22 protein-coding genes are annotated in these 21,559 nt (G+C 61.0%); 11 read left to right on the top strand and 11 right to left on the bottom strand.

Annotation, left to right across the window (positions count from 1 at the left end):
* Nucleotides 1–51: 51 nt before the first annotated feature.
* Nucleotides 52–462 carry a DUF2946 family protein gene (locus ACZ5TH_RS00110; RefSeq protein WP_464794188.1) on the bottom strand — a complete coding sequence of 137 codons (411 nt, stop codon included), beginning with the start codon at nt 460–462 and terminating at the stop codon, nt 52–54.
* A gap of 97 nt (nt 463–559) precedes the next feature.
* Here ACZ5TH_RS00110 and ACZ5TH_RS00105 point away from each other — a divergent pair, with 97 nt between their 5' ends.
* The 3 genes from ACZ5TH_RS00105 to ACZ5TH_RS00095 all read left to right on the top strand — a co-directional run bounded on the left by ACZ5TH_RS00105 (nt 560) and on the right by ACZ5TH_RS00095 (nt 3,489).
* Nucleotides 560–970 carry a MerR family transcriptional regulator gene (locus ACZ5TH_RS00105; protein ID WP_449471002.1) on the top strand — a complete coding sequence of 137 codons (411 nt, stop codon included), beginning with the start codon at nt 560–562 and terminating at the stop codon, nt 968–970.
* 35 nt (nt 971–1,005) lie between these two features.
* Complete coding sequence (locus tag ACZ5TH_RS00100; protein WP_464794187.1) at nt 1,006–2,808, top strand: acyl-CoA dehydrogenase C-terminal domain-containing protein; 1,803 nt, start codon at nt 1,006–1,008, stop codon at nt 2,806–2,808.
* 342 nt (nt 2,809–3,150) lie between these two features.
* Nucleotides 3,151–3,489 (top strand): hypothetical protein, encoded by a 339-nt coding sequence (locus tag ACZ5TH_RS00095; protein WP_449470998.1) that lies wholly within the window; start codon nt 3,151–3,153, stop codon nt 3,487–3,489.
* Nucleotides 3,490–3,645: 156 nt separating this feature from the next.
* Here ACZ5TH_RS00095 and dnaJ read toward each other — a convergent pair whose 3' ends face one another.
* Nucleotides 3,646–4,785: a molecular chaperone DnaJ gene (gene dnaJ / locus ACZ5TH_RS00090; RefSeq protein WP_464794186.1), complete on the bottom strand. Its 1,140-nt coding sequence runs from the start codon at nt 4,783–4,785 to the stop codon at nt 3,646–3,648.
* 98 nt (nt 4,786–4,883) lie between these two features.
* Nucleotides 4,884–6,782, bottom strand: a complete 1,899-nt coding sequence (dnaK, locus tag ACZ5TH_RS00085; protein ID WP_464794185.1) for a molecular chaperone DnaK — start codon at nt 6,780–6,782, stop codon at nt 4,884–4,886.
* A gap of 173 nt (nt 6,783–6,955) precedes the next feature.
* Here dnaK and ACZ5TH_RS00080 point away from each other — a divergent pair, with 173 nt between their 5' ends.
* From ACZ5TH_RS00080 to ACZ5TH_RS00070, 3 genes are read left to right on the top strand one after another with little or no spacing between them, the layout of a single operon-like run.
* Nucleotides 6,956–7,414 (top strand): copper chaperone PCu(A)C, encoded by a 459-nt coding sequence (locus ACZ5TH_RS00080; protein ID WP_464795116.1) that lies wholly within the window; start codon nt 6,956–6,958, stop codon nt 7,412–7,414.
* 3 nt (nt 7,415–7,417) lie between these two features.
* On the top strand, nt 7,418–7,882 hold the full coding sequence (locus ACZ5TH_RS00075; protein WP_464794184.1) for a vgr related protein: 465 nt from the start codon (nt 7,418–7,420) through the stop codon (nt 7,880–7,882).
* A gap of 45 nt (nt 7,883–7,927) precedes the next feature.
* Complete coding sequence (locus ACZ5TH_RS00070; protein ID WP_464794183.1) at nt 7,928–8,287, top strand: hypothetical protein; 360 nt, start codon at nt 7,928–7,930, stop codon at nt 8,285–8,287.
* Nucleotides 8,288–8,292: 5 nt separating this feature from the next.
* On the opposite strand, the gene ACZ5TH_RS00065 is transcribed toward ACZ5TH_RS00070, so the two are convergent.
* Nucleotides 8,293–9,282, bottom strand: a complete 990-nt coding sequence (locus ACZ5TH_RS00065; RefSeq protein WP_464795115.1) for a S66 peptidase family protein — start codon at nt 9,280–9,282, stop codon at nt 8,293–8,295.
* 41 nt (nt 9,283–9,323) lie between these two features.
* Entirely contained in the window at nt 9,324–9,767 is a 444-nt protein-coding gene (locus ACZ5TH_RS00060) for a cupin domain-containing protein (protein ID WP_464794182.1), read from the bottom strand.
* Between the two features lie 50 nt (nt 9,768–9,817).
* Here ACZ5TH_RS00060 and dapE point away from each other — a divergent pair, with 50 nt between their 5' ends.
* Nucleotides 9,818–10,960 (top strand): succinyl-diaminopimelate desuccinylase, encoded by a 1,143-nt coding sequence (gene dapE / locus ACZ5TH_RS00055; protein WP_464794181.1) that lies wholly within the window; start codon nt 9,818–9,820, stop codon nt 10,958–10,960.
* Between the two features lie 3 nt (nt 10,961–10,963).
* On the opposite strand, the gene ACZ5TH_RS00050 is transcribed toward dapE, so the two are convergent.
* The 4 genes from ACZ5TH_RS00050 to ACZ5TH_RS00035 all read right to left on the bottom strand — a co-directional run bounded on the left by ACZ5TH_RS00050 (nt 10,964) and on the right by ACZ5TH_RS00035 (nt 15,192).
* Entirely contained in the window at nt 10,964–12,640 is a 1,677-nt protein-coding gene (locus tag ACZ5TH_RS00050; RefSeq protein WP_464794180.1) for a putative bifunctional diguanylate cyclase/phosphodiesterase, read from the bottom strand.
* Nucleotides 12,641–12,739: 99 nt separating this feature from the next.
* Nucleotides 12,740–13,273, bottom strand: a complete 534-nt coding sequence (locus ACZ5TH_RS00045; RefSeq protein ID WP_464794179.1) for a Smr/MutS family protein — start codon at nt 13,271–13,273, stop codon at nt 12,740–12,742.
* 12 nt (nt 13,274–13,285) lie between these two features.
* Entirely contained in the window at nt 13,286–14,539 is a 1,254-nt protein-coding gene (gene mltA, locus ACZ5TH_RS00040; protein WP_464794178.1) for a murein transglycosylase A, read from the bottom strand.
* The gene (locus ACZ5TH_RS00035) at nt 14,536–15,192 is read right to left on the bottom strand and encodes a Tim44/TimA family putative adaptor protein (protein WP_464794177.1); all 657 of its coding nucleotides are present in this window, start codon (nt 15,190–15,192) and stop codon (nt 14,536–14,538) included. Before ACZ5TH_RS00035 ends, mltA begins: the two co-directional genes overlap by 4 nt.
* A gap of 186 nt (nt 15,193–15,378) precedes the next feature.
* On the opposite strand from ACZ5TH_RS00035, the gene secB reads away from it, so the two are divergent.
* The 4 genes from secB to ACZ5TH_RS00015 all read left to right on the top strand — a co-directional run bounded on the left by secB (nt 15,379) and on the right by ACZ5TH_RS00015 (nt 19,428).
* Complete coding sequence (gene secB, locus ACZ5TH_RS00030; RefSeq protein WP_460987336.1) at nt 15,379–15,879, top strand: protein-export chaperone SecB; 501 nt, start codon at nt 15,379–15,381, stop codon at nt 15,877–15,879.
* A gap of 134 nt (nt 15,880–16,013) precedes the next feature.
* The gene (gene murJ / locus ACZ5TH_RS00025; RefSeq protein ID WP_464794176.1) at nt 16,014–17,606 is read left to right on the top strand and encodes a murein biosynthesis integral membrane protein MurJ; all 1,593 of its coding nucleotides are present in this window, start codon (nt 16,014–16,016) and stop codon (nt 17,604–17,606) included.
* A 4-nt stretch (nt 17,607–17,610) separates the two neighbouring features.
* Nucleotides 17,611–18,615: a tryptophan--tRNA ligase gene (trpS, locus tag ACZ5TH_RS00020; RefSeq protein WP_464794175.1), complete on the top strand. Its 1,005-nt coding sequence runs from the start codon at nt 17,611–17,613 to the stop codon at nt 18,613–18,615.
* Between the two features lie 165 nt (nt 18,616–18,780).
* Entirely contained in the window at nt 18,781–19,428 is a 648-nt protein-coding gene (locus ACZ5TH_RS00015) for a DUF4136 domain-containing protein (RefSeq protein WP_464794174.1), read from the top strand.
* Nucleotides 19,429–19,503: 75 nt separating this feature from the next.
* Here the strand turns inward: ACZ5TH_RS00015 and ACZ5TH_RS00010 are convergent, their stop codons facing one another.
* Together ACZ5TH_RS00010 and dnaA are read right to left on the bottom strand one after the other, a co-directional pair.
* Entirely contained in the window at nt 19,504–20,109 is a 606-nt protein-coding gene (locus tag ACZ5TH_RS00010; protein WP_464794173.1) for a peptidylprolyl isomerase, read from the bottom strand.
* 37 nt (nt 20,110–20,146) lie between these two features.
* Nucleotides 20,147–21,559, bottom strand: coding sequence for a chromosomal replication initiator protein DnaA (dnaA, locus tag ACZ5TH_RS00005; protein WP_464794172.1), 1,413 nt, complete (start codon nt 21,557–21,559; stop codon nt 20,147–20,149).

The raw sequence follows: 21,559 nt of genomic DNA, 5'->3' as shown, positions 1-21,559 counted from the left end.
TTCATCCTCAAGAAAATCGTGCCGCGCTCAGCGCAGCGATAAACGACAGCTTCAGGAGGACAGAGGAGGACCGGATGATGGCGGAGGCGGTGCGGCAAGTCGGGCGATCAGCCCCGTCTTGAGCGCGAATGCGATAGGCCCGAAAACAGTCTGCCACGCTGGCAACGGCAGATCGGCCAAAATCAGCGGCGGAACCACCGGCTGAACCGAGGCGGCGAAGGAGCAATGTTGTTGAACCGGGACGCCGTCATCCTGCGAATGATGTTCTTTCCCCAGCGCTTGATCGCGATCGACCAGGACGTTGACCGCGCCCTGCCCCGTACAGAGGGTCACCATCACGCCCCGATCCGTACGAACCGGCATGAAACCGGCGGGCGTGATCAAATGAATGGTCAGGACAAGCAGCGCCAACGCGGCCAGCAAGCCCCGCGCGACTTCCGATTGTCTGATTGCCCCCGTCATAAGGCGCCGCTTAACCTCCCAAAGCCCGACTGTCATCAGGGCAAATTGCCGCAGATCACACTTGACGTTAACGTCAACCTTTCTTAGCTAAGACGCCATGGATCAGCGCAGCGGCATCGCGGGCATCGAATTGCCCGACAACAAAGAACGGCAAAGCTACACCATCACCGACCTGTCGGAGGAGTTTGGCGTCACGGCCCGCGCCCTGCGTTTCTATGAGGATGAAGGGCTGATCGCACCGGAACGTCATGGCCTCGCCCGCATCTATTCACGCCGTGACCGCGCTCGGCTTGCCTGGATCCTGCGTGGCAAAAGGGTCGGCTTCAGCCTCGCCGAGATTCGCGAAATGATCGACCTTTACGATGCGGATGAGGAACATGAGGAGCAGCGGCGCGTCACAGTCGCCAAATGCAAGGCTCGCATCGAACTGCTCACCCGCCAGAAAAGCGACATAGATGCCGCCATCGCGGAACTTTCGGGCTTTGTCGCAGCTCTCGACAAGCCCTGAACATTCGCGACTAAAAAGATAACCGGAGAAGATTGATGCCCAGCTATTCCGCCCCGATCCGCGAAACGCGCTTCATACTCGACCATGTGGTGGGCCTTGATCGCTATACCAATCTGCCCGGCTTTGAGAGCGCGACGCCGGATCTGGTGGATGCCATCCTCACAGAGGGCGCGAAGATTGCTGAGGAAGTACTCTTTCCGCTCAACGCGGTCGGCGACAAGGAAGGGTGCGTTCGAAACCCGGATGGCAGCGTCACGACGCCGCCGGGCTTCAAGCAGGCATTCGACACCTATGTGGAAGGTGGATGGACCACGCTGCACGCGCCGGTCGAATATGGTGGACAAGGCCTGCCCAATATTGTCGCGTCTGCTGTTGGCGAATATGTGCTGTCGGCCAATCACAGCTTCGAAATGTATCATGGCCTGACCAGCGGGGCCGTGTCCGCTCTGCTCGCCAAGGGCAGCGAAGAGCAGAAGCAGAAATATCTCCCCAACATGGTGTCTGGCAAATGGACGGGCACGATGAACCTGACCGAGCCCCATGCGGGCACGGACCTTGGCCTCATCAAGACCAAGGCGGTGAGGCAGGATGACGGCAGCTATTCGATCACCGGCACGAAGATCTTCATTTCTTCCGGTGAGCAGGACCTTACCGAGAATATCATTCACCTGGTGCTCGCCAAGACTCCGGACGCGCCCGAGGGCAGCAAAGGCATCTCCCTCTTCGTCGTGCCCAAACTGTTGGTGAATGACGATGGGTCGTTGGGTGAGCGCAACGCCGTGTCATGCGGATCGCTCGAACATAAGATGGGCATTCACGGCAACGCCACCTGCGTCATGAATTATGACGGCGCCAAGGGATGGATCGTGGGCGAGGAGAATAAGGGCCTCGCCGCCATGTTCATCATGATGAACGCCGCGCGCATGTGGGTAGGCATGCAGGGCCTCGGCCAAGCGGAAATCGCGTTCCAGAACGCGGTCCATTATGCGCGCGACCGGCGGCAAGGCCGCGCACTGACCGGCCCTCAAGACAAAGACGAAAAAGCCGATACGCTGTTCGTCCACCCCGATGTGCGGCGCATGCTGATGGAGGCGAAGGCGCTGACCGAGGGGCTGCGCGCGCTGATGTTGTGGGGCGCTATGCAGGTCGATCTGGCGCAGCACGCCGCGACGGAGGAGGAACGGCAGGCCGCCGACGATCTCGTCCAGCTGCTGACCCCGGTGCTGAAAGGCTATGGCACCGACAAGGGCTTCGACGTTGCGGTCATGTGCCAGCAGGTGTTCGGCGGTCATGGCTACATCTGGGAAAATGGCGCCGAACAATATGTACGCGACGCCCGTATTGCCCAAATCTACGAAGGCACCAACGGCGTGCAGGCGATGGACCTGGTTGGCCGCAAGCTGCCGATGAATGGCGGCCGGGCTCTGCAGGCTTTCCTGAAAATCGTCGCGGACGAGGTCGCGCAGGCGAAGGGCAATGAGAAGCTGGCTGGCGTGGCCGAGGCGCTGGAGAAGGCAAGCGGGCAGCTGGGCGCGGCGACCATGTGGCTGATGCAGAATGCGATGCAGAACCCTAATAATGCAGGGGCTGGCGCGGTACATTATATGCATATCCTGGGCATCGTTTCGACCGGCCTTATGTGGCTGCGCATGGCGAAGGCGGCGGCGGCGCTGCTGGAAGCGGGCGAAGGCGATGCGCGCTATCTGGAGGCGAAGCTGGTCACGGCGCGCTTTTTTGCTGAGCGGGTGATGCCGGATGCGGGCGCGCTGCGGCGGAAGATCGAGGGTGGCGCGGAAAGCCTGATGGCGATCGATCCGGATATGTTTTTGGCGGCCTGAACGAGGCACTCTCATTCTTTACTGGGGGGATGACGGAATGGCTGGGTTGCGGCCACCGCCCTCCCGCAGGCGGGAGGGGCCGGGGGTGGGCTTGCGTGACATTCGCCTTGCTTTGCAGCTGATAGCTGGTTCCATCCGCTAGCCCTTTTCATGTGCGGAAGGGCATTTCTGATTGGGTCGTGAGCGGATACCCTCCCGTCATGCCAGCGCAAGCTGGCATCTCTCACGACAGGGCACAGCTTAGCCTCATGAGATCCCAGCTTACGCTGGGATGATAGGAAATGGGTGGATGGCGGACGTTGCCCGTCTCCGGCGGCGTGATATTAGTCGGGCATGAGTTGGATGTATCTGCTGACCTCGCTGGCTTCTCCCGCCGTCGTCGATGCCCCGCCTTTTCAAAATTTCGATGTTTTCCGAAATGCATTGTCGCACGACGCATTCAACGAGATGCGCTGCAAAGGCATGTCTGCTGAGCGCACGAAACGCCTCTACAATCAGCAGTATAAAGCACGCCAAGACCGGATAAGGGCCGCAATTGTAGCGAGCCACGGCACTGAATATCTGAACAACGAAGATATCATCGCCATCGGGCTTCCATGCCCGCACTACAGGGGCGCGGAAGAGCGCCTGAAGCGATTTTTGTCTATGGTAGAACAACGCTTAAGCATACCACAACAATAACCGCCTGTCTGGCATTGGTTGTTGACCGTCGGGCGACGAAACGAACGTTCACCGGTGAGAGAAACGAGTTTTGCCCAGCTGATGCTGATGCAAAAAGGCCGGGGCAGATGATGCTGCGCCCGGCCTTCTGATTTTCAGGTTTGAGACGGCGCGCGCTTAGTCGCCCCACAATTCCTTGAGCTTGCTGAAGAAGCCGGTCGATTGCGGGCATTCCTCGCCGGTTTCTGTGTCGCGGAAAGCTTCGAGCAGTTCCTTCTGCTTGGCGGAAAGGCGGGTCGGGGTTTCGACATCGACCTGTATCACAAGGTCGCCCTGCCCCCGGCCGTTCAGCACCGGCATGCCTGCGCCGCGCTGGCGGATCTGCTTGCCGGACTGGATGCCGCTCGGGATCTTGATCTCGTGACGCTGGCCGTCGAGGCCGGGCACTTCGATGCAACCGCCGAGTGCCGCCGTGGTGAAGCTGACGGGCGCGCGGCAGAACAGGGTCGTGCCGTCCCGTTCAAAGAGCGTATGCCGCTTCACATGCAGGAAGATGTAGAGGTCGCCCGCAGGTGCGCCGCGTGCGCCCGCTTCGCCTTCGCCGGAAAGGCGGATGCGGGTGCCTTCATCGACGCCGGCGGGGATGTTGACGGACAGCGTCTTGGGCTTGTCCACCCGGCCTTCGCCGCGACAGGTGCGGCAGGGGCTTTCGATGACCTGACCCGCGCCGTGACAGCCGGGGCAAGTGCGCTCGACGACGAAGAAGCCCTGTTGCGCCCGCACCTGGCCATGGCCGCCGCAGGTGCCGCAGGCCTTGACGCCGGTGCCGGGCTGCGCGCCCGATCCGTCGCAGCTTTCGCAGGAAGCGGAGACTTCGATCTCTATCTCGGTCTTCTTGCCGTGATAGGCTTCGTCGAGCGTAATCTCCATGTCGTAGCGCAAGTCTGCGCCGCGGCGCTGCGCCTGACGCCCGCCATTGCCGCCGAAGCCGCTCTGGCCGAAGATCGTCTCGAAAATATCGCCAAGGTCGGAAAAGCCGCCCGCGCCGCCACGCCCGTTGAAGCCGCCACCGCCGCCATTCTGGGCATTGGTATAGGCAGCGTGACCGTAGCGATCGTAGGCCGCGCGCTTCTGCGGGTCCTTCAGGCACTCATAGGCTTCGGAAACCGCCTTGAACCTCGCTTCGCCGTCGCTGCATCCCCCGGTCTTGTCCGGGTGATATTTCATCGCCAGCTTGCGGTAGGCGCTCTTGATGGTGCCTGCATCAGCCGAGCGATCGACCTCGAGCAGTTCGTAATAGTCCAATTCGCTACTCATTTCGCCCCCGGCGCGCGCACGTCCCTCGGCTTCGCCCGGCACGAACGGCTACCATAACCGTTCGGTTCGAGCGAAGTCGAGAAGCGTTTCATCGGGCCTTATGCCTTGTTGTCGTCCACTTCCGAAAATTCGGCATCGACGACATCGTCATCAGCCTTGGGAGCTTCAGCGCCCGGAGCCGAGGCCTGAGCCTGTTCCTTCTCGTAGATCGCCTGGCCGAGCTTCATCGCGACCTGAGCGAGTTCCTGCGCCTTGGCCTTCATCGCTTCGCCGTCGCCGCCTTCGACAGCGGATTTGGTCGCGGCGATCGCGGTTTCGATCTCGGACTTGAGGGCAGCGTCCACCTTATCGCCATGCTCGGACAGCTGCTGCTCGGTGGTGTGGATCAGGCTTTCGGCATTGTTCTTGGCCTCTGCGCCTTCACGCCGCTTCTTGTCCTCTTCGGCGAAGCGTTCGGCGTCCTTGACCATCTGGTCGATGTCGGCGTCGCTGAGGCCGCCCGAAGCCTGGATGCGGATCTGCTGTTCCTTGCCCGTGCCCTTGTCCTTGGCATGGACGTTGACGAGGCCGTTGGCGTCGATGTCGAAGGTGACCTCGATCTGTGGCACGCCGCGCGGCGCGGGCGGGATGCCGACCAGATCGAACTGGCCGAGCAGCTTGTTGTCCGCCGCCATTTCACGTTCACCTTGGAACACGCGGATCGTCACCGCCTGCTGATTGTCGTCAGCGGTCGAATAGACCTGCGACTTCTTGGCCGGGATGGTGGTGTTGCGGTCGATCATGCGGGTGAACACGCCGCCCAGCGTCTCGATGCCAAGCGAAAGCGGGGTGACGTCTAGCAACAGCACATCCTTGACGTCGCCCTGCAACACGCCCGCCTGGATGGCCGCGCCCATGGCGACGACTTCGTCCGGGTTGACGCCGGTGTGCGGTTCCTTGCCGAAGAATTCCTTCACGGCCTCGCGCACCTTGGGCATGCGGGTCATGCCGCCGACGAGGACGACTTCGCTGATCTCGCTCGCGGAAATGCCAGCGTCGGCCATAGCCTTCTTGCAAGGCTCCATGGTGCGCTTGATGAGGTCCGTCACCAGACGCTCCAGATCGGCGCGGGTGATGTTCTTCACCAGATGCTTGGGGCCATTCTGGTCAGCGGTGATGAAAGGCAGGTTGACTTCGGTCGACTGCGCCGAGGACAGTTCGATCTTCGCCTTTTCGGCCGCTTCCTTCAGACGCTGGAGCGCCAGCTTGTCCTTGGTGAGGTCGATGCCCTCATCCTTCTTGAAGCCCTCGGCCAGATATTCGACGAGCTTGGCGTCGAAATCTTCACCGCCAAGGAAGGTGTCGCCGTTGGTCGATTTCACCTCGAACACGCCATCGCCGATCTCAAGGATCGAGATGTCGAAGGTGCCGCCGCCAAGGTCATAGACCGCGATCGTCTTGCCGTCCTGCTTCTCAAGCCCATAGGCGAGCGCAGCAGCAGTCGGCTCATTGATGATGCGCAGCACTTCAAGGCCCGCAATCTGCCCGGCGTCCTTGGTCGCCTGACGCTGGGCGTCGTTGAAGTAGGCGGGAACGGTGATGACCGCCTGAGTGACCGTCTCGCCGAGGTAAGACTCAGCGGTTTCCTTCATTTTCTGAAGCGTGAAGGCGGAAATCTGCGAAGGCGAATAATCCTTGCCGCCCGCCTGCACCCATGCGTCGCCATTGCCGCCCTTCACGATGTGATAGGGGACCAGCTCCATGTCCTTCTTGGTGGTCGGATCGTCGAAGCGTCGGCCGATAAGGCGCTTCACCGCGAAAATCGTGTTGTCCGGATTGGTGACGGCCTGTCGCTTGGCGGGCTGGCCGATCAGGCGCTCGCCATCCTTGGTGAAGGCCACGATCGACGGCGTGGTGCGCGCGCCTTCCGCATTTTCGATCACCTTGGGCTTGCCGCCATCCATCACAGCCACGCAGCTGTTGGTGGTGCCAAGGTCAATGCCGATTACTTTTCCCATCTTGTCCTCTTAAACCCCAATTTCATTCAGCGGTCGACGGCCCCATACCTCACGAAAGCGCCAAGGCAAGGCCGTTTGCGGATGGGATATAGGCGTGATCTTTCTTGGCACAAGAAGCGCGGGCGATTACCGTAACAACCGACCGGAAACGAGACAGTCACGAAAGCCTCCTGATGCGCGCACTATTCAGCCTCTTTGCCCTTGCCGCTCCTTTCACGCTTGCGGCATGCGGCGATCCTGCACCGACCTATATCGACCAGGCCTGGGTCCGCCTGAGCCCCAACAAGGATACGCCATCGGCTGGATATTTCGTGGTGCATGGCGGTGACGCAGCGACGCAACTACGCGGCGTGCTAACCGATTACGCGCTCAAGGTAGAGATGCACGAGAGCATGGATCATAACGGCATGATGATGATGCAGAAGATCGATTCAGTCGACATTCCCGCCAAGTCGAAGGTCGCCTTCGCGCCGGGCGGCAAGCATCTGATGATCTGGGGAGTCAATGATACGGCTATCAACCGGGGCAAGATGACGCTGACCTTCCTCCTCGCCAATGGCGACCGCCTGCTGGTCGATGCCGCGATCCAGAAGCCTGGCGCCCCAACTCCCAAAGCCGGCGGAGTCAAATAAGCATTGACCAGCCGGTCTTTGACCTTGGGAGAAGTCGCGCTAGCCCGATCAGTTTTCGGCGATGCGATCGCCTATGATCAGGTTCGGGCTCACAATCGCAAATGGTGGCCATTTCAGCCCGCCCGCGTGACCATGTCGCCGGACGGGCATCTTTGGTTCAATCCCAAGAGCGGCCTCTTCTGCGCGGATTTCTGCGACCAGGGGCTGCACTTGCAGGGTCATTTCATCCACGAGATGACCCATGTCTGGCAAGCTCAGAGGGGCGGCAAATGGTATCTACCGCTGATGCGCCATCCCTTCTGTCGCTATGGCTACGACATCGTGCAGGGTCGGCCTTTTTGGAGGTATGGACTTGAGCAACAGGCGGAAATCGTCCGCCATGCGTTCCTGATGCGGAAAGGCGCACGCGTGGAGGGGAAGCCGCCGCTGCATGTCTATGAAGAGCTACTCCCCTTCAGCCGGGCCTAGTCGTAAGACAGGTTTTCGTCGCCAAAATCTGTTATCTTGGCCCGCATGCGGCTGATCGCACCATTCCTACCGCTGGCGGCCTTCCTCGCCACGCCAGCCTTGGCAGAGCCTTCGCCCACTCAGCGTGCGGGCCATTATTATCTTCGTGGCGTCATGGAGACCGGATCTGAACTGATGCTCCGGCCGGATGGGCGGTTTCAATGGTATCTCGTCTATGGCGCTCTTGATCTTTTCGCCGAAGGACGCTGGCAGGAGGTGGATGACACCGTCCGGCTGCTGGCCGAACCGACGAAAGACGTGCCGCAGCCCGGTTTCAATACGCTGACGCTGACTATCCGGGGCAACGAACTGATCCCGCCCGATGGACGCGGAGCTTACATCCGTCCCTCAGACGAGGCGGACTGAAATCCTCAGCTAACCGCCGCCTCCAGCAAACGGATGCTCCCCGCATCAGCATCAATTTCAGCGCGCACGCCCAACGGCAGGCTGAACTGGCTCGCGACATGACCTATGGCAGCGCCTTGAAATGCTGGAACGCCAAGGGGGCCGAAATGCTGCTGCAGCACTTCGGACAAGGTGAAACCGCCATAGGACGGCTCCCGTGCGCTACAGCTTGTGCATTGACCAAATACCACGCCCGCAACCTTGCCAAGAATGCCTGCCTGCGACAGCTGGGTCAGCATCCGGTCGATCCGGTAGGGTGCCTCATCCACATCCTCCAGAAACAGGATGGCACCCGCAAAGTCTGGCAGCCAGCCCGTGCCCACCATGGCCGCCAGCACGGTCAGATTGCCGCCCAGCAATCGCCCGCTGGCACGTCCTTCGCCAAAGGTCCGGATGCGCCCGCCCAATGGAACCAGCCGGTCCTCCTTGGGCTGCGGGTTGATCAATGTCGGAGTAGCGCCCTCAAAGGCAATCGCGCGAAAGGCATCCCAACTGAATTGCGGCCAGCTGCTTGCGGCATTGGGTCCATGGATCGTCGTAAAGCCCGCTCGCGTCGCAAAGGCCATGTGTAGCGCGGTTATATCGCTGAATCCGATCAGCAGCTTGGGGTTCGCGCGAATCGTTGCAAAGTCCAGATGAGGCAGGATGCGCGCGCATCCCCATCCGCCGCGAACAGCAAACACGGCCCGGACCTCCGGATCGGCGAACATCGCGTTCACATCGGCGGCCCGGTCCTCGTCCTTGCCCGCCAGATAGCCATATCGCTCGACCAGATGCCGGGCAGGCTTGGGCTTCAACCCCATCGCTAATATCGTTTCCCGCACGACAGCCAGATCGAACATATCATCCGTAAAGCCCGCTGGCTCAACAAGCCCCACGACATCGCCCGGACGCAAGCGTGGCGGCTTGATGAGGGTTGGAGCAGGTGCCTGGGCGGCCAACAGGGCGGTCCCCATGCCCGCCAGCATCATCCGCCTGTCGAAGCCCGGATAGCCGCTCAAAAAGCGCTCCCGTCCTTGCGCCGATAGCCTCCCATCGACCATCTAAGATCGATGTCAGGATAATGCGCGTCCCCCTGCGGCACTCGCCCGAAAGCCAGGAACTCGCAATCGCCCTCACTTTCATTGATAAGCTGGTGCCCATTCGGCTCTCCCTTTGGAAAAGCTGCCATGTCACCTGCCTGCATCGAAAAGCGGCCTTCTTCTTCGATCAGCACAGCCTGCCCGCTCAGCATGACGACGAATTCATCTTCGTCCTCATGCCAGTGCCGCTGCGATGAAGCCGCGCCCGGTTTCAATATCACATGACTGATGCCAAAATCGGCAAGCCCGCAACCATGGCCGAGCTTTCGCACCCAGCGTCCATCGACTGCCCTAGAATAGGGTGCCGGATAACCGGTCCTGTTATTCTGCTCTATGGCTGCAAGATCGATCTTGGGCATGATCTCTTCCTCCGCTGGCAAAGGCGCTCGGCTTTCGCTAACGCAGCCCCATGAGCATGACCAGCACCAATGCCGACACAGTGGACATAGCACGAAAGCTGATTGCATGTCCTTCGGTAACGCCTGCGCGGGGTGAGGTTTTCGCCGTGCTGGAGGCGATGCTGGTTCCGCTCGGCTTCACGGTCGACCGCTTTGTTGTGGGGGACGAGCCCGACGGTCCGGTCGAAAATCTGCTCGCCTGGCGGACGACCGGAGCGGGTCCGCACTTCGCCTTCGCCGGACATCTGGACGTCGTGCCGCCCGGGGATGGCTGGACAAGTGACCCATTCACGCCCGAGCTTCGCGGCGACCTGCTCTATGGTCGCGGCGCAGTCGATATGAAGGGATCGATCGCTGCATTCGTCGCCGCGCTTGCCAGCATTCCGGAAGACTTGCCGGGTACGGTCAGCCTCATCATCACTGGCGACGAAGAAGGCCCTGCGGTTTTCGGCACGCTGGCGCTCATGGATCGCATGGCCGCGCATGGACTACGGCCCGATCTCTGCCTGGTTGGTGAACCCACGTCATCCCAGCGGCTCGGAGACGTCATCAAAGTGGGCCGACGCGGTTCGGTGAACATGTGGATCCGGGTTGACGGAGTGCAGGGGCATGTCGCCTATCCGCATCTGGCCGACAATCCGGTGCCACGGCTCGTTCGCATTCTTGCCGCCATAGATGCCGTGGTGCTGGACGAAGGCACCGACTGGTTTCAGCCAAGCAATATCGAGATCACGGACCTGGAAGTCGGCAACCCCGCGACCAATGTCATTCCAGCCGCAGCGAATGCACGTATCTCCATCCGCTTCAATGATCGACATAGTGGCGCGCAGCTGATTGAACGGATCAACGCGATTGCCGCAGCGGAGGGCGGCACCGTCACCGCAAAGATCAGCGGCGAATCATTTCTGACCGAACCCGGAGCCTTGTCCAGCCTTGCCGCAGGAGCGATCAGGGAAGTGACCGGGGTGGAAGCGGAACTTTCCACCACTGGTGGCACTTCGGACGCCCGTTTCCTCTCGCGCCTCTGCCCCGTGGTCGAATTCGGCCTGAACAATGCGACGATGCACAAGCTGGATGAGGCAGTGGCCGTGCAGGACCTGCAGGATCTAACGCGCATATACGCGCTTATTGTCCGCCGGGCCTTAGCGGCCTGACCTTCAAACCATTCGGCGCTGGATGGCCTGCTTTGGTGCAAAGCGGGCCAGATAATCCTGCTCGCTGGTGGGTCGGGCGAAATGATATCCCTGGAACATCGTGCAACCGATAACGCGCAGCATTTCCATCTGCGCTTCCGATTCGACGCCCTCCACCACGACCTCCATCCCCAGCCCTTGGATTAGGCCGACAACGGCACTGCAAATGGTACGTGCCTCAGCCGACACGGCGATGTCGCGCACCAGACTCCGATCGATCTTGACCCGATCGACGGGCAACTCCTTGAGGCGGGACAGGTTGGAATAACCGGTGCCGAAATCATCGATGGCGATCCGCACGCCTTCCTCACGCAGCGCTTTCAACTGCGCACGCACCCGCTCGTCCATTCCCATCGCCAGCGATTCGGAAATTTCCAGCTCCAGCATGTGCGGCGGGGTCTGATGCGCCGCCATGGCGTGCCGCAGCCGCAGGAAGAAATCCGCTTGGGACAGTTCCCGTGACGAGATGTTGACCGCGATGCGCTGCCCGATCTCGGCCTTTGACCAACGCGCCGCCGTTTCGCAAACACGGCTCATTACCCAATCGCCCAACGCAACAATGGCGCCGCTTTCCTCCGCGACAGGTACGAAGAAGCCCGGCATGACCATGTCACGTTCGGGATGTGCCCAGCGGATCAAGGCTTCGGCCGTGACGACCCGGCCACTCACAGCCTCCACCTGTGGCTGGAACTCCAGAATAAACTCGTCCCGTTGCAGCGCCAGTAACAAATCCCGCTCCAGTTCGGCGCGGTCGGCGGCTTCCAGCGCCAGTTCGGCAGTGAACATTTCGGCCCGGTTCCGGCCCCGATGCTTGGCATGATACATGGCGATATCGGCGGATCGCAGCAGGGCAGAGAGGGTATCGCCGTGATCGGGGTAACAGGCGATGCCGATTGATGCGCCCAACTCTATATGCTGGCTGCCCAGATCGAAGCGCTCGCTCAGCGCGAACTGAATAGCGCGCGCGATCCGGCTCGCAGCCTCGGGTCCGGGCAACTTAGGGAAGAACATCGTGAACTCATCACCCGCGAGCCGACCGATGACCGCATCGTTCATGCCTGCACTGACCTGCGCCATCACGACTTCGCGGAGACGTCCGGCGACACGAGCGAGCAGTTGGTCACCCGCGGCATGGCCCAGAGTGTCATTCACCCCCTTGAAGCCATCGAGATCGATGAAGAACAGCGCCGCTGCACAGGTCTCTTCCCGCTCGGCAAGCAGCCTTTCGACCTGTCGGCAAAAGCTGGTGCGGTTGGCTAGGCCCGTCACCTGGTCAAACAATGCGAGCGTTTGCACATGGTCGAGGTTGGTGCGGACCTGACTGAACAGGCTGGTCATCGCTACCGACAGGTCGGGCAATTCGACGGCGATCTCAGGCGGTACGGACGATTGCAGATCACCATGGGCAGCGGCGATCAGCCTTTCGGTTGCGACATCAATGGCGCTCGCGGTCGTGGCGACCGTCTGGCGCGCTGAAGCCCAGCTCAATGTGCCGCAAAGGATCGCGACGATCAGCGATCTGCCGATGCCCAGGATATCGTCGGCCTGATCCTGCCCAAGCACAAGCGACAGGATAAACACCAGCGCCCCCGCGGCGCAGGCGAAGGCAGTGGCGCGGCTTTTCAATGTCACGCCCTGCATGTGCCTCCTGCCCAGAGCGCAGCTCGATAATGAGCCACGGATCGGGATGCTTATGGAGGACGCTGGTTAAGAAAAGGTCAGTGGCAGACCTTGGGGCGGCTATTTTTTGCGCCGCAATATGATGTAGATAGCTCCATCCCCGCCATGGCGCGGATGAGCCTGTCTGACGCTCGCGATCCGGTCGGAAAAGGGGCTGGTTTCGAGCCAGTGACCGATCTCACCCCGGATTGCGCCCCGCCGGGATTCGCGGTTTGGAACGGCCGCTTTCGGGGGCTTTCCGGTTATGACAAGCAAGATGCGCAAATCACGGGCCAACGCGGAAGAAAGCGCATGATTCAGCATTGCATGCGCGCTCGAGAGGGTGTGACCATGAAGGTCAATCGCCACGTCCGGCGCCAGCGTCCCGCCCCGGATACGACGCTCCCACCCATTATCGAGAATAGCTGCCGGGGAGCGGGATGGACGTGTTTCCATAGGCCGCGAAGGAACAGGCGGCAAAGCTCGGCTGCCTGGCACCGTTGCGACAGGCTCAGTCATATCGACTTTATGCCGACCAGGCCGCAGTGGGCGAACGGACCGAGTAAGAGCGCTCCAAAGCGCCTGTTCGTCAGAGGAAAGATGCCGACGGGCCATCGCCAGCCGCAATTATTGTGACGTCAGCCGCGCCGCCGATCCAACGGGCAGCAAGATCAGCGCGCTACCGCGTGCCGACATGCCCCCGGCGATCGACCGCGCTCGGCTACCTGCACCCCAGAAGCTGTCGAATCGATTGGAGCCCTTGATGGCACCGCCCGTATCCTGGGCAATCCAGACGCCATTGGGCTCCGCGCGATCAAGCGAAAGCAGCACCGGCGCCCCCATCGGGACATATCGCGGATCAGCGGCGACGGTCGCCTCAGCCGTCACCGGCACCCCCATGGCGCCAATCGGCCCCGGCCCTGTCAGTTCACGAAAAAACACGAAGCTCTTGTTTTCATTCATGATCTGCGCGCCCTCCACCGGGTTGGCGCGCAACCATGCCATGATATCCTGCATCGACCCCGCCTGGATCAGTCCGCGATCCTTCATCAGCTTGCCGATGCCAGCATAATCGCGGCCATTCTGCCCGTCATAGCCGATCCGCATGACATCGCCACCGGGCAGCAGCAGACGTCCACTGCCCTGCACCTGAAGAAAGAAGAATTCGACCGGGTCCGCCGCCCACGCAAGTTCGAGCCCACGACCGGCGAGCGCACCAGCGACGATTTGGGAACGCTCGTCAAAGGGGACGAAATTGCTCCCTTGCACCTTGCCGCGAATGGTCCTGCCCTTGAGACTGTCACTGAACAAGCCAAGACTGACGTCGATCAGCTCGGGCGGACGGCGATAGATCGGGATCTGGTAGCCTGCTTGCTCATTTCGCGACCCGGAGATTTCAGGCTCATAATATCCCGTGACGAACGCTGTGCCGGGACCGACCTGCACCGCCTCGAAATAGCGGGCGAAAAATTCATTGGCGCTCGCTTCAGGCCAGCTGGACGCAGCAGCGCAGGCGTTGTTCCAGTCCGATCCTCTTGTAAGGCCGCTCTGATCGATGCGCTTCATCAGCGACGGGCAGGAAACACGAAATGCCTCCAGCGCCTTGCGTGAACGCTCTCCTGCTTCGATCAGCGGTGCAATATCGGGACCACGCGCAACTCCGGCAGCGACCGCAGTTAAATGGTCGGCGGCCTGGGTCGATGGCGTCGCGGACGGTAAAGCTGGGCGCGGCGTCGCGGGAACTGCGCTGACCGGGGCCTCAGACCCGCGCACTGGTCTCGAAGGGGCAGGACCTGTCGCTCCGGGTGGGATGACACCGCCCGCGCATGCCGACAAGAGCAGCGCAGCCGACAGCGCTGCCCACGGCTGCCTGAAGTTCATGCGGCCTCGTCGGTTTCGCTAAGCTTCCAGTTGGGATCGGTGCTGCGCAAGTCGCGCGTGAACGTCCAGATATCGTTGGTGCTCACTGCATCGGTCAGCGAACCGGCGACGACATTGCCGTCCTTGTCCCTGGTCACCGCTGCAATATCGGCCTCGAAACGAAGCGAAACTTCGGCAACACGTCCATCGACGCTGGCGCCTACAATCTGCGCCTTTTCGATACGAACAAGCCGGTTCTCGAGCACATGACCCGCAGCCTCGCGTTGTGCAATGGACTCCTCGAAAGACGTCAGAACATCTGTATCGCACAGCCATTCCAGTTCCGAACGATCGCCCCGCCAGAATGCCTCAAGCACCATCTTGTAGGCTGCTTTCGCACCCTCGACAAATTGCGGCACATCGAAATTCCGGTCGGCCGCGATCAATGCGCGCACGCCAGCTTCGCTACCTTGGGCAATCAAGCCATCGGCCAATCGCACCGAATCACCGGCCATGTCCGTCATCGTGCGAGGCTGAAGGACAGTTACCTTCGCCCTTTCCTCAGCCGGACGCAGCGCAGGTTCCTGCTCATGCCCCGTCCGCTTTCCCAGTACGGAGTAGAGCCGCAACGCCAGAAAACCGGCGATGAGGGCGAGGATCACGATTACATACACGGGGCAAAGAACCCTTTAGACTAGATCTGAAAACGACAACGCAATCAACATAGGCATGTTTCCGCCCATATTCAAATGGCGCCTTTTGGCGGCGGCATTGCCCTGCCCCGCCGCCCCTGCTAAGCGCACGGGCTAACGTCTTGGGGCCGGTTGCCCCCGGACCAACAGGAAATTCAGGGAACTCAAATGGCCGACGAAGCCGATACGATCCAGACCAGCGCGGGTAACGGCGCCGACACGAGCCCACAGATCGCGCTCATCAGCCAATATGTGAAGGATCTCTCGTTCGAGAACCCTAATTCGCCTGCCGTCTACCAATGGCCAGATCAGCCGCAAATCGATGTTCAGTTCAACATCGGGGCCGACAAGGTCGGTGATGAAGTCGTAGAAGTTTCCTTGAAAATCGAAGTGAAGGCGCTCGCTCCGCAGGGTACGGCATTTGCGGTCGAACTGCTGTACGCCGCGCTCTTCGGCATGCGCAATGTGCCGGACGAACAGCTTCAGCCTTTCATGCTGGCAGAAGCCCCGCGCCTGCTCTTTCCCTTCGCCCGCCGCGTTCTGGCCGATGCGATCCGCGATGGCGGTTTCCCGCCGCTGTTGCTGGACCCGATCGATTTCGGTGGACTTTACGAGCAGCAGGCTCAGGCGATCGCACAAACCGCAGGCGAACCGGCTGGTCACGCCTGAAGCACATATGAGGCCGCACTCCGCTCCCGCTGGGCTCGCCAAGCTTGCGGTAAGCGGAGTAAGCGGTCTGCCCTGCGCTTCGGCCGTAGGCAGAACCGACCAGCCCAACCTCGCGCGGCGGGAGAGATAATCCCATGAAGTTGGTCAAGGCGCTTGGCTCGGTAGGCGGGCTAACGCTCGCCAGCCGGGTGCTAGCGCTGGTCCGTGACTCTTTGGCCGCGCGCTATGTCGGCGCAGGCTTTGCGTCGGACGCTTTCAATGGCGTAGCTTTTCGCCTGCCCAACATGTTTCGCGCCCTGTTTGCGGAGGGCGCTTTTTCCGCAGCCTTCATTCCGATGTTCAACCGCAAGGCGGCGGGGCCGGGCGGTGTCGCGGACGGCTATCATTTCGCCGAACGTGCGCTTGCCGTCCTGCTACCGGTGCTCATTCTTTTCACTGTCATTCTGATTGCTGCGGCCTACCCCATCACTTGGCTGTTATCCGGCGGTTTCTCGCGCCAAAACCCGACGCCGGAGCAGTTTGCCTTTGCGGTGCTGTTGTCGCGTATCACCCTGCCCTATCTCGCGCTGATCAGTCTTGCTTCGTTGCTAGGCGGCATATTGAATTCACTGGATAAATTCTGGGTAAATGCCGCCGCGCCCATATTGCTTAATGTCGCCATGATCGCCGGGCTATGGCTTTTCCACGGGGCGGACGAATATGAAACGGCTCGTGTCCAGGCCATGTCGGTCACTGTGGGCGGAGCGTTGCAACTCTTATGGCTGATCTGGGCCTGCCGTCGCGCGGGCGTTTCGATGAAGCTCAAACGCCCCCGTCTTGACGGTGACGTGCGTGAATTGCTGCGTCTTATCGTGCCAGCTGCCGCCGGTGCTGGCGCTTCGCAGATCAACCTGCTTATTTCCACTGCCTTGTCCGGTTGGCTGCTAGCCTCCGGGTCGATCACCTATATCTACTACGCCGATCGGTTGAACCAACTGCCGCTTGGACTGATCGGAATCGGCCTCGGCACCATATTGCTGCCGACCATTTCCCGGCTCCTGTCGACGGGGCAGGAGCAGGTGGCCATGGAAACGCAAAATCGCGGCGTCGAGCTGGCCCTCTTTCTCACATTGCCCGCGACGATCGCCTTCATCACGGTTGCCGAGCCGATCGTTCGCGGCCTTTTTCAATATGGCCGCTTCAGCGTTGAGGATGCGCGTCGCTGTGGCTGGGCATTGTCCGCCTTCTCGATCGGCCTCCCCTCCTATGTGCTCGTGAAGGTTCTGACGCCCGGCTATTATGCGCGTGGCGACACCAAAACGCCGGTGCGTTATGCGATGCTATCCATCCTCATCAACATCATCGGCAATATCGCACTAATCCCCCTGCTCGGGCATGTAGGCCCGCCGCTGGCAACTGCGATGTCCTCGACCGTCAATGTCGCCATGCTTTATGCAACGCTGGTAAAGCGCGGCCATTTCATTGCTGATGCGCAGCTGCGCCGAAGGCTTCCTCGACTTGCCCTGGCAGCACTGGTCATGGGCGGCGCGCTTGTCGCGGGCGAAAGCCTTCTTGAACCATGGTTAGCTGGGGTAATGATCCAGCGCTATCTTGCGCTGACCGTGCTTGTCGGCGCCGGGATAGCGCTTTACGGGATAGCCTGTTTCCTGACGGGCGCCTATCGGGTGTCCGACCTTACGGCACTCATGCGCCGACGGGGTTCAACCACAACCCAAGAGAATGGATAGAAGAATGCGCGTCCTTTCCGGCATCCAGCCGACCGGTAATCTGCACCTGGGCAATTATCTGGGCGCGATCCGCAATTGGGTTCGGATGCAGGACGAGATGGATGCGGCAAGCCAATGCTTCTTCTTTCTGGCCGACATGCATTCGATCACCGTGCATGAGGGGCGCGAGCAGCGCATCCGTAACGTCCGGGACATGGCGGCGGCGCTTGTCGCTGCGGGGATTGATCCCGATCGCTCTGTACTGTTCAATCAGGCACGGGTCCCCGCCCATGCGGAGCTATGCTGGTTACTGAACGGCACGGCGCGGATTGGCTGGCTGAACCGCATGACACAATTCAAGGACAAGGTCGGCAAGGATCGCGAAGGCGCCTCGATCGGCCTGTTCGTCTATCCGGTACTCCAGGCAGCCGACATCCTCGTCTACAATGCTACGCATGTGCCTGTGGGCGAGGACCAGAAGCAGCATCTCGAACTGGCCCGGGATATCGCCACAAAGTTCAACACGGATTTCGGGGTCGAGCTGTTTACCTTGCCTGATCCGATCATCCCCAAGGAGTCGGCGCGCATCATGTCCTTGCGCGATGGCACTGCAAAGATGTCAAAGTCCGATCCGTCGGACATGAGCCGCATCAACCTCACCGATGAGGATGACGCGATCATGCAGAAGGTGAAGAAGGCCAAGACTGATCCGGAACCATTGCCCGAAACGGCAGAGGGTCTGCAGGGCCGGCCGGAAGCGAATAATCTGATCGGCATCTACGCGACCTTGACCGGCAGAACGGCCGACGCCGTGTGCGCCGAATTTGCAGGCAAGGGTTTTGGGGCTTTCAAACCTGCTTTGGGCGAACTGCTGGTTGAAACCCTCCGGCCTATCCGCACGCGCTTCCTTGAACTGCGCACAGATGACGCGGCGCTCGACGCTATATTGGAGAATGGTGCGGCGAAGGCGCGTGCCGCCGCTGAACCCGCATTGCGGTCGGCCTATGATGCGATGGGCCTGATGCGCTGAAACGCTGCCCGTCGTCGACGGAATAACGATCCCCGTGACGTCTTGCCTATAGCTGACATTATTGCGTCCGCCCGCCTTGTTTGAGCGTTCAAATGATGTTCAGTTGCGTTCTGCTATTGTCGGGCGCAAGGTTGCAATGGTTCTCTGCCTTAGGGACGCTGGAATATGAAACTTATCAAAAAGATTGGTATGGTTGCGGCGCCGACGTTGGCGCTGATCGGCCTTTCTGGCTGTGCTTCATCCTTCAAAGCAAATGTCGCGCGCTTCCAGCAATTGCCTGCACCCGCCGGGCAGAGCTTCACAATCGTTTCTGATGACCCCAGTCTCGCCGGTGGCCTTGAATTTTCGCAATATGCAGGGATGGTAGGTCAACGCCTGGCGCAGACGGGCTACACTCCCGCATCTGATCCGGCCCGCGCGGACCTGATCGTCCGCGTCGCCTATCATGTCGATAATGGGCGTGAGAAGGTGCGCTCTACCGGCTTCGGCCCGCCCGACCCCTATTTCTATGGCGGCTGGGGCTGGCGCGGCCGCTGGGGCAGGCCTTGGGGCTACGGCTTCTATGACCCGTGGCTGTTCGGCCCCGGTTACAGCGACGTCAGCAGCTATACCGTGTATACCAGCGACCTCAGCATGAAGATCGATCGGGCGGCCGATAACCGGCGGCTGTTCGAAGGCAAGGCGTCCGCGCAATCCCTGTCGAACAGGTTGACCTATCTCGTCCCCAACTTGATCGACGCCATGTTCACCGGCTTTCCGGGGCAGAATGGAGAGGATGTGAAGATCACCCTACCCCCCGAACGGAAGGGCTGACCTCGGACGAAACGCTCGTGGGCGGTCTTCGCCCTGGAGTCGTAGGAGACCGCCGAATTTCTCGGCTCGAAAGGATCAGGGAAGCCGACGGGCTGTCATGATCCTTATGGACTGCTGAAGCATCTGCCCCTTCATAGCCCCCTCGCCCGCAGTCGGCGACTTGGGTGCCGACAGGATAGCGCGGACCACGTCCATACCCTCCACCACATGGGCAAACACAGCGAAGCCCTGATTATCGCCCGGCGACGCGGGTTGCGCGTCCATGCTGGGCATCTTGCCAAGGACGATGAAAAAATCCCCGGTGGCGCTTCCAGGCGCATAGCGTGCCATGGAAAGCGCGCCTTCATCATGGGTAAGCCCGGTTTGCGTGGTGGACTCATGGGTGATGGGTGGGAGTGCGCGCGCGGGATCATTCTGCGTTCCGCCCTGGACGAAGCCATAATCGGCTGTCCCCACGGCGCGGTAGAATGTGGTGCCGTCCAGCCGCTTTTGATCGACGTAGCGCAAGAAGTTGCGCGCGGTGATCGGCGCCTTGGCTAGATGGACGGCGACGATGATGCGGCCAGCACTTGTATCGAGCGCAACCTGCACATCCTGGGAAGGAGAAGAAGCCGGAACCTGAGCAGCAGCGGCCGTGAAGGAAAGTATAGCAGCGAGCAGAAGGGCAAAATGTCGGATCACGGCGACACCCTAATCCATCGCTACATCGCTGTCAGCGTCAGTTTTCCAGCTGGCGCAGGAGGGCGCGGATGTCGGCGTCTATATCCGCATTCGTTTGCCGCAGTCCCTCGATCGTGCGTACGGCGTGGATGACGGTGCTATGATCGCGGCCGCCAAAAATGCGTCCGATTTCGGGCAGCGACCGGGGCGTCATCTTCTTGGCGAGATACATGGCCACCTGACGGGGTCTCGCCACAGCGCGAGCGCGGCGCTTGGACCGCATCTCCGAGGCGTCGATCTTGTAGTGCGCCGCGCAGACCTTCTGGATCTCGTCTACCGTGATGCGGCGCGCGTTGGCGCGCACGGCGTCGGCGAGCATGCTTTGGGCAAATTCCAGATCGACGGAGCGGCCGGTCAGTTGGCCGTAGGCGATCAGTTTGTTGAAAGCGCCTTCTAACTCACGAATGTTTGAGCGAATTGAACGCGCTAGAAAATCGATGACGGCGTCAGGGACCGGCGGGTCGCCGGCGATGGCGCGCTTGGCTTCCAGGATGGACAGGCGCAGGTCGAGGTCGGCCGGGCGGATGTCCGCGACCAGCCCTCCGGCGAGGCGGGAGAGGATGCGGGCGTCGATCGAATCGAGCAGTTGCGGGGCGCGGTCGGCGGTCACGACGATGCGAGCGCCAGAATCGATCAAGTCATTGATAGTGTGTAGAAATTCTTCCTGCGTGGAGCCCTTGCCCGCGATGAACTGGATATCGTCGATCAGCAGCAGGCGGGCAGCGCGCAGGCGCGCCTTGAACATCATGGTCTCGTTCGCGCGCATCGCGTTCACGAACTCCATCATGAACCGCTCCGCCGACATGTAGAGCACGGGCGCGGCGGGAGAGTGGGTGGAGAAGTGCTGGGCGATGGCGTGGAGCAGGTGCGTCTTGCCCTGTCCCGTGCTGCCATGGATGAAAAGCGGGCTGAAACGGGGCTGCGCTTCTGCCGCGATCGCCTGCGCCGCGGAAAAGGCGAGATGGTTAGACTCGCCGGTTACGAAATCGGCAAAGCTGTGGCGCGGCTGAAAATTGCAAGCGGGGGCGGCATCAAGGGAAACCGGATCAACAACGGCGATCTCCTCCACCGGTGCGGCTTCGAGCAGGCGCGGGCCGATGGAGTTAGGCGCGCGGCGAAGCCTGACCTCCCGGACCCCTACGCCAGCACAGCGCCATGCCATGCAAAGGCGGTCACCAAAATGACCGGACACGAAATTGGCCGTGAAGTCGGAGGCGAACAGCAGGTCCAGGGTCTGGGATTCGGGGCAATAGTCGCCCAGCCGAGCGGCCTTCAGCCACTGATCGAACATGCGCGGGCCGATGTCGCGGCGAAGCCCGGCGCGGATCGCGTCCCACGCCGATTCCAGACGCGCGCCATCATGCGATGCCTGAACGCTCAAACTATCCGCCACTGCCGTGAAACCCTTCAT

This window comes from Sphingobium sp. TomTYG73 (genome assembly GCF_055394245.1).
Note: the sequence above shows the minus strand (reverse complement) of the source record. Positions and strands in the feature narration are given on the sequence as shown.